At 62.3% G+C, this 13,443-nt stretch carries 14 protein-coding genes; 12 read left to right on the forward strand and 2 right to left on the reverse strand.

Annotated features, from left to right (window positions below):
• Positions 1-217: 217 nt before the first annotated feature.
• Both NKJ00_RS30605 and NKJ00_RS30610 read right to left on the reverse strand, forming a co-directional pair.
• Positions 218-892, reverse strand: a complete 675-nt coding sequence (locus NKJ00_RS30605; RefSeq protein WP_352632378.1) for a DUF6348 family protein — start codon at positions 890-892, stop codon at positions 218-220.
• Positions 893-946: 54 nt separating this feature from the next.
• Positions 947-2,155 carry a winged helix-turn-helix domain-containing protein gene (locus NKJ00_RS30610; protein WP_352612430.1) on the reverse strand — a complete coding sequence of 403 codons (1,209 nt, stop codon included), beginning with the start codon at positions 2,153-2,155 and terminating at the stop codon, positions 947-949.
• Between the two features lie 331 nt (positions 2,156-2,486).
• On the opposite strand from NKJ00_RS30610, the gene NKJ00_RS30615 reads away from it, so the two are divergent.
• The 12 genes from NKJ00_RS30615 (at position 2,487) to nuoK (ending at position 13,441) form a co-directional block, all read left to right on the forward strand.
• Entirely contained in the window at positions 2,487-2,852 is a 366-nt protein-coding gene (locus tag NKJ00_RS30615) for an NADH-quinone oxidoreductase subunit A (protein WP_010910112.1), read from the forward strand.
• Entirely contained in the window at positions 2,843-3,424 is a 582-nt protein-coding gene (locus NKJ00_RS30620; protein WP_013531090.1) for a NuoB/complex I 20 kDa subunit family protein, read from the forward strand. The genes NKJ00_RS30615 and NKJ00_RS30620 overlap by 10 nt, the downstream gene beginning before the upstream one ends.
• A 4-nt stretch (positions 3,425-3,428) precedes the next feature.
• On the forward strand, positions 3,429-4,031 hold the full coding sequence (locus NKJ00_RS30625; protein ID WP_127293230.1) for an NADH-quinone oxidoreductase subunit C: 603 nt from the start codon (positions 3,429-3,431) through the stop codon (positions 4,029-4,031).
• The gene (locus tag NKJ00_RS30630) at positions 4,032-5,222 is read left to right on the forward strand and encodes an NADH-quinone oxidoreductase subunit D (RefSeq protein WP_352632380.1); all 1,191 of its coding nucleotides are present in this window, start codon (positions 4,032-4,034) and stop codon (positions 5,220-5,222) included. It abuts the gene before it with no gap.
• Positions 5,223-6,503, forward strand: a complete 1,281-nt coding sequence (locus NKJ00_RS30635; RefSeq protein WP_352612434.1) for an NADH-quinone oxidoreductase subunit E — start codon at positions 5,223-5,225, stop codon at positions 6,501-6,503.
• A gap of 10 nt (positions 6,504-6,513) precedes the next feature.
• The gene (gene nuoF, locus NKJ00_RS30640; protein WP_023812385.1) at positions 6,514-7,818 is read left to right on the forward strand and encodes an NADH-quinone oxidoreductase subunit NuoF; all 1,305 of its coding nucleotides are present in this window, start codon (positions 6,514-6,516) and stop codon (positions 7,816-7,818) included.
• A 71-nt stretch (positions 7,819-7,889) separates the two neighbouring features.
• Positions 7,890-8,579 (forward strand): helix-hairpin-helix domain-containing protein, encoded by a 690-nt coding sequence (locus NKJ00_RS30645; RefSeq protein WP_352612435.1) that lies wholly within the window; start codon positions 7,890-7,892, stop codon positions 8,577-8,579.
• A 73-nt stretch (positions 8,580-8,652) separates the two neighbouring features.
• Entirely contained in the window at positions 8,653-10,734 is a 2,082-nt protein-coding gene (gene nuoG / locus NKJ00_RS30650; RefSeq protein ID WP_352612437.1) for an NADH-quinone oxidoreductase subunit NuoG, read from the forward strand.
• 2 nt (positions 10,735-10,736) lie between these two features.
• Entirely contained in the window at positions 10,737-11,780 is a 1,044-nt protein-coding gene (nuoH, locus tag NKJ00_RS30655; RefSeq protein ID WP_027034808.1) for an NADH-quinone oxidoreductase subunit NuoH, read from the forward strand.
• Positions 11,780-12,271, forward strand: a complete 492-nt coding sequence (gene nuoI, locus NKJ00_RS30660; protein ID WP_023812382.1) for an NADH-quinone oxidoreductase subunit NuoI — start codon at positions 11,780-11,782, stop codon at positions 12,269-12,271. The genes nuoH and nuoI overlap by 1 nt, the downstream gene beginning before the upstream one ends.
• 239 nt (positions 12,272-12,510) lie before the next feature.
• The gene (locus NKJ00_RS30665) at positions 12,511-13,131 is read left to right on the forward strand and encodes an NADH-quinone oxidoreductase subunit J (protein ID WP_023812381.1); all 621 of its coding nucleotides are present in this window, start codon (positions 12,511-12,513) and stop codon (positions 13,129-13,131) included.
• 1 nt (position 13,132) lies between these two features.
• Positions 13,133-13,441: an NADH-quinone oxidoreductase subunit NuoK gene (nuoK, locus tag NKJ00_RS30670; RefSeq protein WP_010910101.1), complete on the forward strand. Its 309-nt coding sequence runs from the start codon at positions 13,133-13,135 to the stop codon at positions 13,439-13,441.
• Positions 13,442-13,443: the final 2 nt, after the last annotated feature.

The raw sequence follows: 13,443 nt of genomic DNA on the forward strand, positions 1-13,443 counted from the left end.
TGGCCTCCAATCCAGCCAGCATCTTGAATCACAAACATCCGGCTTTGGGAATCCTACGATTCTCTCAAAATAGGAATCGCTCTAGGGTAGCGTTTTCGGATTGCCTGCGCATGTACGTCCCATGAAAAGGACGAAATCCTATCGAGGCACTCCTGCACCTCTTGGGTCAGCCTGGCTTTGATATCCATTGTTTATCCGCTAGCCTGTGTACGTTGGCTCAATTGTTATCTCCCGGCAACGCAAGGATGACCTGACGCAGCGCCTGGTACCCGTCGCCGTGGTGCCAGTCCTGATCAACGAGGAGCTCTTGACCTTCCGGCCAAGTTTCGTTGTCCAGGAGAATTTCGTTGCCGACCAGTGCTCCGCCATAGCTCGCCAGGAATATCCGGATGAAATGACTGCCAGGGCGAACCTTAGCCGTGAACAGTTTTTCCAAGCGGGCATAAAACGCTGGATATGTCCGGTTGAGAGTGCATTCCACTGCAGCCTGTGTGATCACAGGTCCACCGTAGATCTTCCAGCCAGCATCATTCCGTTGCCAGAATGCAATCTCGGCTTGCATGTTCTCGCAAACATGCTCCGCAAGGCCCTCGATCAGCACATGAAATACACCGATCAGGAATTTTCCGAATGCTTGGAAAATCGCCTGTTCACGCGTGTCGCCCAGTCCAACAAAAGATTCGATGACCGGCTGAGTGCCTAGCAACGGTGAGAAGACGTAGATTTCGAGAACAAGCCTGCGACCCGAGCCTGACGGCTCCTTGTCGAAAACTTGGGCTTCAAAGCGCAGGTCTTCCAGTCCAATCCAGACATCGTTCTGTCCACGGATGGCGCTGATCCCATGCGCAATCAACGCTTCGTGGATCAGGTCGAGAACCTCTTGCGATGCCATCATTGAACCTAGGCCGACAAAACTCCCTCAAACGGCTGCAGCCGACGGCTGATGTCAAGAGCGCCCGTCGCTGATCACGCTCAGCAGCGCCGGACCCAAATCCCCGGCAGGCGTCACTTCGATGCGTTCGAGTCCGAGCCAGCCCTGCATCTGCTTCAATTCCTCGAACAGCTCTGCAGCGGTTTCAGGCGGTGCACCGGGCTCCGCATAGGCCGCATGGACGCGCAGTATGCTGGCCGGACGGTCGGCCTTGAGGTCGACGCGTGCCACGATCCTGTCGCCGAGCAGGAACGGCAGGACATAATAGCCATATTGCCGCTTGTCGGCCGGCGTGTAGATCTCGATGCGGTAGTGGAAATCGAACAGCCGCTCGGTGCGCGACCGCTCGAAGACGACCGGATCGAACGGCGCCAGCAGGGCGCGGGCCTCGACTTTGCGCGGCAGGCGGGCGTCTTTATGAAGATAGGCCGGCTTGTCCCAACCTTCGACACGCACCGGCAGCAGCTCGCCCGTTTCAACCAGTTCCTCCAGCCGGCCCTTCATGTCGGCCGGCGACAGGCGGAAATAGTCGCGCAGGTCGCCTGAAGTCGCCACGCCGTGGGCGCGGGCAGAAATGCGCAGCAATTCGCGGTGCGCGTCCTCGGCTGCCGGTACCGGCAGATCGAGGATCGCCTGCGGCAGCACGCGTTCGGGCAGGTCATAGAAGCGCTCGAAACCGCGGCGGTGCGCCGTGGTGATGCGCCCGGCCCAGAACAGCCATTCGAAGGCGTGCTTGGCATGGCTCCAGCCCCACCAGCCGCCCGAGCCTTTCTGGCCTTCGAGCGCGGAAGCGGCGATCGGGCCGCGCTCGGCGACCTGGCGGTAGATCTCTTCGATGTAGGCGGCGTGCTCGCGGCCCCATTTGGCGAGGCCCAGATACATTTCGTCGCCGCGCTCGGCGCGCTGCATGCGCCAGCGCATCAGCGGGTATGTCTCGACCGGCAGGAAGGAGGCCTCGTGCCCCCAGTATTCGAAAACCGTGCGCTTGCGCGTCACGGCCGCGTTGTCGAGCAGCGAGAACGGGTAGGGGCCAAGGCGCGAATAGAGCGGCATATAATGAGCGCGCACCACCGCGCTGACGGAATCGATCTGCAGCAGGCCGGTGCGGGAGAGGGTGCGGGCAAAATGTCGGCGGTCAGGCGTGCCGGTCGGGCGGGGATCGAGAAACCCCTGGGCGGCAAGCGCGATGCGACGGGCCGTGGGGAGCGAGATCTTTTCCTTCATGCAGGCATCACTTTGAAGTGTTTTGACCGAGGGTCGAATGGCTGATTCCAACCCATGCTAGCAGGGTTTTGGCGGCATCCATGTCAGGAGAGAAAAGTGGAGTAAAAAGCGAAGGAAATCAAACAGGAGCGGATCGGACCAGTTTGCCGCGATATGCCGTCCAGGTCGGTGTTTTGAACAAGGTTTGACTTGCTTCGCTGGAAGTGCTGCGCTAACCCTCGCCGCGTTGCAGCATAGGCCCTTAAAACGGTTCAGCGGTTAAACTGTCACGCTTCCGCATTAGGGTCCGGTGCTGTAATCAAAGTGGATTGGCGCCAACGGAAAGCCGAGCATGAACGCACTCTTGAGCTCATACCTGCCCATCGTCCTGTTCATAGGCGTGGCGCTGGTTGTCGGCCTGGCGTTGCTGGCCGCACCCTTCCTGGTGGCCTATCGCAATCCCGATCCCGAAAAGCTTTCCGCCTACGAGTGCGGTTTCAACTCGTTCGACGACGCGCGCATGAAGTTCGACATCCGTTTCTACCTGGTGTCGATCCTGTTCATCATCTTCGACCTGGAAGTGGCCTTCCTGTTTCCGTGGGCGGTGTCGTTTTCGAAGATCGGCATGCTCGGTTTCTGGTCGATGATGGTGTTTTTGGCGGTGCTGACCATCGGCTTTGCCTATGAATGGAAAAAAGGAGCGCTGGAATGGGATTGAACGACAGTTCAGGCACCCTCGTCGCGCCGAAGCCCAAGGGTATTATCGATCCCAACACCGGCAGGCCGGTGGGGGAGGACGATCCCTTCTTCCTCGAGATCAACAATGAGTTGGCCGACAAGGGCTTTTTGGTCACTTCGACCGAGGCGCTCATCACCTGGGCGCGCAGCGGGTCGCTGATGTTCATGACGTTCGGCCTCGCTTGCTGCGCGGTCGAGATGATCCACACCTCGATGCCACGCTATGATTCGGAGCGGTTCGGCGTCGCGCCGCGTGCGTCCCCGCGCCAGTCCGACATCATGATCGTCGCCGGCACGCTGACCAACAAGATGGCGCCGGCGCTGCGCAAGGTCTACGACCAGATGCCGGAACCGCGCTACGTCATCTCGATGGGCTCCTGCGCCAATGGCGGCGGCTACTACCATTATTCCTATTCGGTGGTGCGCGGCTGCGACCGCATCGTGCCGGTCGACATCTATGTGCCCGGCTGTCCGCCGAGCGCCGAAGCGTTGCTGTACGGCATTCTTCTGCTGCAGAAGAAAATCCGCCGCACCGGCACGATCGAACGGTAAATCCATGACCGCATCCCTGAGCGAACTGTCGACCTATCTCGGCGAGAAGCTGCCTGGCCGCTTCAGTGACGGGGTGCTTGCCTATGGCGAGCTTACCGTTCACGTCGAGCCGCGCGATCTGGTCGAGGTGATGACCTTCCTGCGCGACGATGCGCGCTGCCAGTTCATCTCGATCATCGACGTCTGCGGCGCCGACTATCCGTCGCGGGCCAAGCGCTTCGACGTCGTCTATCATCTGTTGTCGCCGAAGCAGAATGTGCGCATCCGCGTCAAGGTGCAGGCCGACGAGGAAACCATGGTGCCGTCGATCACCGGCGTGTTCCCCGGCGCCGACTGGTTCGAGCGCGAGACCTACGATCTCTACGGCGTGCTGTTTTCGGGCCATCCCGATCTGCGTCGCCTGCTGACCGACTACGGTTTCGAAGGCCATCCGCTACGCAAGGATTTCCCGCTGACCGGATTCGTCGAGGTGCGGTACGACGACGAGGCCAAGCGCGTCATCTATGAGCCGGTCGAGCTCAAGCAGGAATTCCGCAATTTCGATTTTTTGTCCCCGTGGGAAGGTACGGATTACGTGCTGCCGGGTGACGAGAAGGCAAAGCAGTAAATGGCTGAAACCTCGGTCCGCAACTTCAACATCAATTTCGGCCCGCAACACCCTGCGGCGCACGGCGTTTTGCGCCTTGTGCTGGAGCTGGACGGCGAAGTCGTCGATCGCGTCGATCCGCATATCGGGCTCTTGCATCGCGGTACCGAAAAGCTGATCGAAGCCAAAACCTATTTGCAGGCGATCCCTTATCTCGATCGGCTCGACTATTGCGCGCCGATGAACCAAGAGCACGCCTTCGCGCTCGCCGCCGAGCGCCTGCTCGGCATCGAAGTGCCGAAGCGCGGGCAGCTGATCCGCGTGCTCTATTGCGAAATCGGCCGCATCATGTCGCACATCCTCAATGTGACGACGCAGGCTATGGACGTCGGCGCGCTGACGCCGCCGCTGTGGGGCTTCGTCGAGCGCGAAAAGCTGATGGTGTTCTATGAGCGCGCCTCCGGTTCGCGCATGCATGCCGCCTATTTCCGTCCCGGCGGCGTCCATCAGGACCTGCCGCAGAAGCTGGTCGAGGACATCGGCAAGTGGATCGACCCGTTCCTGAAGTCGATCGACGACCTCGATCAGTTGCTGACCGGCAACCGCATCTTCAAGCAGCGCAATGTCGATATCGGCATCGTCTCGCTGGCGGATGCCTGGGCCTGGGGTTTTTCGGGCGTGATGGTGCGTGGCTCGGGTGCAGCCTGGGACCTGCGCAAGTCGCAGCCCTATGAATGCTATTCGGAAATGGATTTCGACATTCCGATCGGCAAGAACGGCGACTGTTTCGACCGCTACCTCGTGCGCATGGAAGAAATGCGCCAGTCGGCGAAGATCATGCGCCAGTGCGTCGATCTCCTGCTCGGCAAGGAAAGCGCCGGCCCGGTGTCGAACCTCGACGGCAAGGTGGTGCCGCCCAAGCGCCAGGCGATGAAGCGCTCGATGGAAGCGCTGATCCATCACTTCAAGCTCTACACCGAGGGTTATCGTGTACCCGCCGGCGAGGTCTATGCCGCCGTCGAAGCGCCGAAGGGCGAATTCGGCGTCTATCTGGTTTCCGACGGCTCCAACAAGCCCTACCGCTGCAAGCTGCGCGCGCCGGGTTTCGCGCATCTGCAGGCGATGGATTTCCTCTGCCGCGGCCACATGCTGGCCGACGTCACCGCCGTTCTCGGCTCCCTCGACATCGTGTTTGGTGAGGTCGATCGCTAAATGTCAGTCCGCCGTCTCGCAGAAGCCAGCGCCCAGCCAGCATCCTTCGCCTTCAACCGGGCGAATGCCGCGGCTGCGAAGCAATGGATCAAGAAATATCCGAAGGGCCGTGAGCAGTCGGCCATCATCCCGCTGCTGATGATCGCACAGGAGCAGGAAGGCTGGGTGACGAAGGCGGCGATCGAGACGATCTCCGACATGCTCGGCATGCCGCGTATCCGCGGGCTCGAGGTCGCGACCTTCTACACGCAGTACCAGCTGAATCCGGTCGGCACGCGTGCGCATATCCAGGTCTGCGGCACCACGCCCTGCATGCTGCGCGGTTCGGAAGCGCTGATGGATGTCTGCCGCTCCAGGATCCATCACGACCAGTTCCACGCCAACGACAAAGGCACCTTGTCCTGGGAAGAGGTCGAATGCCTTGGCGCCTGCGTCAACGCGCCGATGGTCATGATCTTCAAGGACACGTTCGAGGATCTGACGCCGGAACGCCTGGCTGAAATCATCGATCTCTATGACGCCGGCAAGGGTGCTTCGGTGGAACCGGGGCCGCAGAACGGCCGTACCGGCTCGGAGCCGGCCTCCGGCCTCACCACGCTGAAGAGCGAAAAGGCGATCCTCAAGTCGACCCGTGAAAGGGAAGCCAGGGAAGCGGCCAGGGCCGCCAGGGCGGCGCCCGACGCGATCATCGCAGGGCCCGTGCCGGCACCGGCTGCGGCCCCTGTCGCGCCGTCCAACACCAGCAAGCCGAAGACCGACGCCCCTGAAACCAGCCCGGCATTGAAGACGCCTTCAAAAACCAAGGTCGCGCCGACGGTTGAAAAGGCGGCGAGCGTTGCCGCCCCACTGCATTCGGCCGCCAATGCCAACAAGGCAGACTCCAAGGTCGAGCAGGTTTCCAAGCAGCGCAACGGTCCAATAACCAAGGCCGAGCCGGCATCCGCCTTCAAGGCGCCGGAGGTCAAGGTACCGGCAGCCAAGCCGGCCAAACCGTCGCTCGAGGACAAGAACCGTCCGGCCGGCATCGATAAACCGGTACAGGTCGATGACCTAAAGCTGATCTCCGGCGTCGGCCCCAAGATCGAGGGCATCCTGCATACGCTGGGCATTTTTACCTTCGCGCAGGTCGCGTCGTGGAAGAAGGCCGAACGCGAGTGGGTGGATGGCTATCTCTCTTTCCAGGGCCGCATCGATCGCGACGACTGGGTCAAGCAGGCCAAGGTGCTCGCCAAGGGTGGCGTGGCCGAATACATCCGCGTCTTCGGCAAGAAGCCGGTCTGAGGGACGAAAAATGCTCGGGGATAAAGACCGCATCTTCACCAATATCTACGGCCTGTTCGACAAGTCGCTGGCCGGCGCGATGGCACGCGGCGCCTGGGACAACACGCCCGGCATCGTTGCCAAGGGGCGCGAGTGGATCGTCAACGAGATGAAGGCGTCGGGCCTGCGCGGTCGCGGCGGCGCAGGCTTCCCGACCGGGCTCAAATGGTCGTTCATGCCCAAGCAGAGCGACGGCCGGCCGAGCTATCTCGTCATCAACGCCGACGAATCCGAGCCCGGCACCTGCAAGGACCGCGACATCCTGCGCAACGACCCGCACACGCTGGTCGAGGGCGCGCTGCTTGCCGGTTTCGCCATGGGCGCGATTGCCGCCTACATCTATGTGCGCGGTGAGTTCATCCGCGAGCGCGAGGCGCTGCAGCGCGCGATCGAGGAGGCCTACGAGGCCAAGCTGATCGGCAAGAACAACACGTCCGGCTACGATTTCGACATCTACATGCACCACGGCGCCGGCGCCTATATCTGTGGCGAGGAGACAGCGCTCCTCGAAAGCCTCGAAGGCAAGAAGGGCCAGCCCCGGCTGAAGCCGCCATTCCCTGCCAATGTCGGCCTCTATGGCTGCCCGACCACGGTCAACAATGTCGAATCGATCGCGGTTGCGCCGACCATCCTGCGCCGCGGTGCGGCCTGGTTCTCGTCCTTCGGCCGGCCCAACAATGTCGGCACCAAGCTGTTTTGCATCTCCGGCCACGTCAACAATCCGTGCACGGTCGAGGAGGCGATGTCGATCCCGTTCCGCGAGCTCATCGAGACGCATTGCGGCGGCATTCGCGGCGGCTGGGACAATCTTTTGGCGGTCATACCGGGTGGCGCCTCGGTGCCGCTGGTGCCGGCCGAGCAGATCATCGACGCGCCGATGGATTTCGACGCCTTGCGCGACCTCAAATCCGGCCTTGGAACCGCGGCTGTCATCGTCATGGACAAGTCGACCGATGTCGTGAAAGCGATTGCGCGGCTTTCCTACTTCTACAAGCACGAGAGCTGCGGCCAGTGCACGCCATGCCGCGAAGGCACCGGCTGGATGTGGCGGGTGATGGAACGGCTGGTGCGCGGCGAGGCGCAGAAGCGCGAGATCGATATGCTGCTCGACGTCACCAAGCAGATCGAGGGCCACACGATCTGCGCGCTGGGCGACGCGGCGGCATGGCCGATCCAGGGCCTGATGCGGCATTTCCGCGGCGAAGTGGAGCGGCGCATCGACGAGTTTTCGCGCAATGCGCACCGGGCGGAGCCTGTGATGGTGGCGGCGGAATAGAATAACGTTTTATGCGGATGAAAGTCCGCAGCGAAGGGCGGGGCGAACGAAGAAACGACCAGGAGAACTCTATGGCGCCGTATTCGAACCCGCTGATGCCCAATTTGGACCAGATCGAGAAGATGAACCAGGACTTGACCAGGATGATGCCGAAGGAGATGGCCAGCGCCGTCAACCTTTTCGTGCATCCTGTGGCGGGTGCGGCGGCGATGTCGGCGCTTGGCCTCGGGCTCGCCAACCATGCTTTCGGCGTCTGGCTGGGTGCGCTTTCAGGTGCCGCAGAAGCCTGGCAGCGGCTGCTGCAGCCGATCGTCGATGATTTCGAGGCGCGCGTCGCGCAGTTCGAAGATCCAAGTCCTTCCTCCACCAAGGCACGGGCGACGGCGAAAAGCATGATTGCCGAGGCGCAGTCCTTCGCCCGGGAGGTCACCGATATTGCCGCCAAGGAAGCCGCCACTGCCGTGCCGGCCGCGAATGCCGCTCCGGCTGCGGGCGGCGCCGGCGATGCGCTGATGCCCGAGGATTTCAGGCAGCCCAACGCCATGGAGAAGCCGGCCAAACCGGCGGATCTCAAGGCCATCTCGGGCATCGGGCCGAAGCTGGAAAAGGTTCTCAACGGCCTCGGCATCTGGACGTATGCCCAGATCGCGGCATGGACGCCGCAAGAGGTTGCCTGGGTCGAGGACTATCTGTCGCTCGGCGGCCGGATCGGCCGCGACGATTGGACAGCCCAAGCGGCGGCGCTCGCCGTCAAGAAGTGAATGAAGTGCCCGACGTGGTCTCGACCGCGTCCGGAAAAAGAGATTGCGGGAACTCCGCAGGGGTTTGAGGCGAATGGCAAAGCTCAAGGTCGACGGGAAAGAGATCACTGTACCCGACCACTACACGCTGCTGCAGGCGGCTGAAGACGCTGGCGCGGAAGTGCCGCGCTTCTGCTTCCATGAGCGGCTGTCGATCGCCGGCAATTGCCGCATGTGCCTGATCGAGGTGAAGGGCGGGCCGCCCAAGCCCCAGGCCTCCTGCGCCATGAACGTGCGCGATCTGCGTCCCGGGCCGAATGGCGAGGCGCCGGAAATCTTCACCAACACGCCGATGGTCAAGAAGGCCAGGGAAGGCGTGATGGAGTTCCTGCTGATCAACCATCCGCTGGATTGCCCGATCTGCGATCAGGGCGGCGAATGCGACCTGCAGGACCAGGCGATGGCCTTCGGCGTCGATTCCTCGCGCTATCACGAGAACAAGCGCGCGGTCGAAGACAAATACATCGGACCGCTGGTCAAGACGGTGATGAATCGCTGCATCCACTGCACGCGCTGCGTCCGCTTCACCACCGAAGTCGCCGGCATTTCCGAACTGGGCCTGATCGGCCGTGGCGAGGATGCAGAGATCACCACCTATCTCGAACAGGCGATGACCTCGGAGCTGCAGGGCAATGTCATCGACCTTTGCCCGGTCGGCGCGCTGACCTCGAAGCCATTCGCCTTCCAGGCGCGACCGTGGGAGCTGACCAAGACCGAATCCATCGACGTGATGGATGCGGTCGGCTCGGCGATTCGCGTCGATAGCCGGGGCCGCGAAGTGATGCGGATCCTGCCGCGCGTCAACGAGGCGGTGAACGAGGAGTGGATCTCCGACAAGACCCGCTTCATCTGGGACGGCCTGCGCACGCAGCGTCTCGACCGCCCCTATGTGCGCAAGGACGGCAGGCTGGTTGCCGCCAGCTGGGCCGAGGCCTTCGCCGCGATCAAGGACGCGGTGTCGAAGACGGCGCCCGAAAAGATCGGCGCTATCGCGGGCGATCTCGCCGCCGTCGAGGAAACCTATGCGCTCAAGCTGCTGATGGCTTCGCTCGGCTCGAAGAATACGGATTGCCGCCAGGATGGCGCCGCACTCGACCCGGCGCTCGGCCGTGCGAGCTACATCTTCAACCCGACCATCGAAGGCATCGAGCAGGCCGATGCGGTGCTGATCATCGGCGCCAACCCGCGCTATGAAGCCTCGGTGCTCAACGCCCGTATCCGCAAGCGCTGGCGGACCGGCAATCTGCCGGTTGGCGTCATCGGCGATGTCGGCGACACACGCTACGACTACGAACAGCTGGGCGCCGGACCGGATTCGCTGAAGGATTTGGCTGACGGCAATGGCAAGTTCTTCCAGGTGCTGAAGAAGGCGACGCATCCGCTGATCATCGTCGGCCAGGGCGCGCTGGCGCGCGCCGATGGCGCGGCCGTGCTCGGTCAGGCGGCCAAGCTCGCCGCCGCCGTCAACGCTGCCCGCGCGGATTGGAACGGCTTTGCCGTGCTGCACAATGCGGCCGGGCGCGTCGGCGGTCTCGATCTCGGCTTCGTGCCGGGCGAGGGCGGCAGAAACGTTGCCGGCATGCTGGGCGAAATGGAGCTGCTGTTCCTGCTCGGCGCCGACGAGATCGACATGGCCAAGACCGGCGGCGCCTTCGTCGTCTATATCGGCACGCATGGCGATCAGGGCGCGCACCGCGCCAATGTCATCCTGCCGGCGGCCGCCTACACGGAAAAGTCGGCCACCTATGTCAACACCGAAGGGCGTGTGCAGCAGACCAACCGCGCCGGCTTCGCGCCGGGCGAGGCGCGCGAGGACTGGGCGATCCTGCGGGCACTGTCGGATGTGCTGGGCAAGAAACTGCCGTTCGATTCGCTGCCGCAACTGCGCGCCAAGCTCTATGGCGAATACCCGCATCTGGCCCGTATCGACCAGGTCGCGGCCGGCAATGCCGAGGACATCGCTGGGGTGGCGAAGCTCGGCGGGCGGCTGAACAAGGGCACCTTTACGTCGCCGGTGACGGATTTCTACCTGACCAACCCGATCGCGCGGGCATCGGCCGTGATGGCGGAATGCTCGGCACTGGCCAAGAGCGGCTTCAAGCAGGCGGCGGAATAAGCATGGACACTTTCTTCTCCTTCTACGTGCTGCCGGCGCTGATCATTCTGCTGAAATCGGTCGTGCTGATCGTTATCCTGCTGATTTTCGTCGCCTATATCCTCTATGCCGACCGCAAGATCTGGGCGGCGGTGCAACTGCGCCGTGGCCCGAACGTCGTCGGCCCCTGGGGCACGCTGCAAGCCTTCGCCGATCTGCTGAAATTCGTCTTCAAGGAGCCGGTCATCCCGTCCGGCGCCAACAAGGGCGTGTTCCTGCTGGCGCCGCTGGTCTCGGCCGTGCTGGCGATCTCGGCCTGGGCGGTCATCCCGGTCAATCAGGGCTGGGCGATCGCCAACGTCAATGTCGGCATCCTCTACGTCTTCGCCATCTCCTCGCTCGAAGTCTATGGCGTGATCATGGGCGGCTGGGCGTCAAACTCGAAATATCCGTTCCTCGGCGCGCTGCGTTCGGCGGCTCAGATGGTGTCCTACGAAGTCTCGATCGGCTTCGTCATCGTCACTGTTCTGCTCACCGCTGGCTCGCTCAATCTGACCGATATCGTGCTGTCGCAGCATGATGGAATTGGTACGCGGCTTGGCCTGCCCAATACGTTCCTTGACTGGAACTGGCTGGCTCTGTTTCCGATGTTCATCATTTTCTTCATCTCGGCGCTGGCCGAGACGAACCGGCCGCCTTTCGATCTGGTGGAAGCCGAATCGGAACTGGTCGCCGGCCACATGGTCGAATATTCGTCGACGCCGTTCCTTTTGTTCTTCCTCGGCGAGTATGTCGCCATCGTGCTGATGTGCGCGCTGGCCACCATCCTGTTCCTCGGTGGCTGGCTGCCGCCCTTCGACTTCGCGCCGTTCACCTGGGTGCCGGGCGTCATCTGGTTCGTGCTGAAAGTCTGCTTCGTGTTCTTCGGCATCTCCATGGTGAAGGCGTTCGTGCCGCGCTACCGCTACGACCAATTGATGCGGCTTGGCTGGAAAGTGTTCCTGCCGATCTCGCTGTTCATGGTGGTCGCCACCGCGGCCTTCCTCAAGATCACGGGGTTTGCGTGATGTCCGCTCTTTCCCAAGCCGCCAAATCGCTGCTGCTGCAGGATTTCGTCAGCGCTTTCTTCCTGTCGATGCGCCAGTTCTTCGCGCCGAAAGAGACGATCAATTATCCGCACGAGAAGGGGCCGACCAGTCCGCGCTTCCGCGGCGAGCATGCGCTGCGCCGCTATCCCAATGGCGAGGAACGCTGCATCGCCTGCAAATTGTGCGAGGCGATCTGCCCGGCGCAGGCCATCACCATCGAGGCCGGCCCGCGCCGCAATGACGGCACGCGCCGCACGGTTCGCTACGACATCGACATGGTGAAGTGCATCTATTGCGGCTTCTGCCAGGAAGCCTGCCCGGTCGACGCCATCGTCGAGGGGCCGAATTTCGAATTCGCGACGGAGACGCGCGAGGAACTCTACTACGACAAGGACAAGCTGTTGGCGAATGGCGACCGGTGGGAGCGCGAACTGGCGCGCAACATCTCGCTGGACTCGCCCTACCGCTGATATTTGACGCATGGGCGGGGCAGGGGCCTCGTCCAGAGGATGATCCCGAAAAGTTGCGGACTTTTCGGACCAGATCATGCTCCGGAATACAGAGTGGCCCATGTTTCTTTCGATCGGGCCTTTCAACCCGATCGGAACATGGGCTAGGACAACGCGGCTTTGGAACCGGAGGCGGAACCAGGCCAGAGACAACAAACAGGACGAGCGTCCTGTTCGTACAGGAACCCGGGGGATCCCCAATGTTGAGTGGACTAGAGGCGGCCTTTTTCTACCTCTTCGCCTTTGTCGCGGTGGCGTCGGCGTTCATGGTCATTTCGTCGCGCAACCCCGTGCATTCGGTGCTGTTCCTGATCCTGACCTTTTTCAACGCCGCCGGCCTGTTCATGCTGACCGGGGCCGAGTTCCTGGCGATGATCCTGCTCGTCGTCTATGTCGGCGCGGTGATGGTGCTGTTTCTGTTCGTCGTCATGATGCTCGACGTCGATTTCGCCGAGATGAAGGAAGGCGCCCTGCAATATGCGCCGATCGGCGCGCTGGTCGGGCTGATCCTGGCGGCGGAGCTGATCGTCGTTCTCGGCGGCTATACGTTCGCGCCGCAGCTCGCTTCGACGGTCTCCAAGCCCATTCCGGATCTCGCCACGCGGACCAACACCGCCGCGCTCGGCGACATCCTGTATACCGACTACCTCTACTACTTCCAGATTTCGGGCCTCATCCTGCTGGTCGCCATGATTGGCGCCATCGTGCTGACGCTGCGCCATAAGCCAGGCGTCAAGCGGCAGTCGATCGCGGCCCAGGTCGGCCGCACGCCGGCGACCGGCATGGAAATCCGCAAGGTCAAGACAGGCGAGGGACTCTGAGATGGTTGTCGGCATCGCACATTATCTGACCGTATCGGCTGTTCTGTTCACGCTCGGCGTGTTCGGCATCTTCCTGAACCGCAAGAACGTCATCGTCATCCTGATGTCGGTCGAACTGATCCTGCTCGCGGTCAACATCAATTTCGTCGCCTTTTCGGCGGCGCTGGGCGATCTGGTCGGCCAGGTGTTCGCGCTGTTCGTGCTGACGGTCGCGGCGGCCGAGGCCGCCATCGGACTTGCCATTCTCGTCGTCTTCTTCCGCAACCGCGGCTCGATCGCGGTCGAAGACGTGAACATGATGAAGGGTTGACG

This window comes from Mesorhizobium sp. M0227 (assembly GCF_040321855.1).
GTDB lineage: Bacteria > Pseudomonadota > Alphaproteobacteria > Rhizobiales > Rhizobiaceae > Mesorhizobium.

What these genes read in the sequence shown, in the direction of transcription:
- NKJ00_RS30605 (WP_352632378.1), bottom strand. Translation starts at nt 892, where the DNA reads ATGGCATCGCAAGAGGTTCTCGACCTGATCCACGAAGCGTTGATTGCG.
- NKJ00_RS30610 (WP_352612430.1), bottom strand. Translation starts at nt 2,155, where the DNA reads ATGAAGGAAAAGATCTCGCTCCCCACGGCCCGTCGCATCGCGCTTGCC.
- NKJ00_RS30615 (WP_010910112.1), top strand. Translation starts at nt 2,487, where the DNA reads ATGAACGCACTCTTGAGCTCATACCTGCCCATCGTCCTGTTCATAGGC.
- NKJ00_RS30620 (WP_013531090.1), top strand. Translation starts at nt 2,843, where the DNA reads ATGGGATTGAACGACAGTTCAGGCACCCTCGTCGCGCCGAAGCCCAAG.
- NKJ00_RS30625 (WP_127293230.1), top strand. Translation starts at nt 3,429, where the DNA reads ATGACCGCATCCCTGAGCGAACTGTCGACCTATCTCGGCGAGAAGCTG.
- NKJ00_RS30630 (WP_352632380.1), top strand. Translation starts at nt 4,032, where the DNA reads ATGGCTGAAACCTCGGTCCGCAACTTCAACATCAATTTCGGCCCGCAA.
- NKJ00_RS30635 (WP_352612434.1), top strand. Translation starts at nt 5,223, where the DNA reads ATGTCAGTCCGCCGTCTCGCAGAAGCCAGCGCCCAGCCAGCATCCTTC.
- nuoF (WP_023812385.1), top strand. Translation starts at nt 6,514, where the DNA reads ATGCTCGGGGATAAAGACCGCATCTTCACCAATATCTACGGCCTGTTC.
- NKJ00_RS30645 (WP_352612435.1), top strand. Translation starts at nt 7,890, where the DNA reads ATGGCGCCGTATTCGAACCCGCTGATGCCCAATTTGGACCAGATCGAG.
- nuoG (WP_352612437.1), top strand. Translation starts at nt 8,653, where the DNA reads ATGGCAAAGCTCAAGGTCGACGGGAAAGAGATCACTGTACCCGACCAC.
- nuoH (WP_027034808.1), top strand. Translation starts at nt 10,737, where the DNA reads ATGGACACTTTCTTCTCCTTCTACGTGCTGCCGGCGCTGATCATTCTG.
- nuoI (WP_023812382.1), top strand. Translation starts at nt 11,780, where the DNA reads ATGTCCGCTCTTTCCCAAGCCGCCAAATCGCTGCTGCTGCAGGATTTC.
- NKJ00_RS30665 (WP_023812381.1), top strand. Translation starts at nt 12,511, where the DNA reads ATGTTGAGTGGACTAGAGGCGGCCTTTTTCTACCTCTTCGCCTTTGTC.
- nuoK (WP_010910101.1), top strand. Translation starts at nt 13,133, where the DNA reads ATGGTTGTCGGCATCGCACATTATCTGACCGTATCGGCTGTTCTGTTC.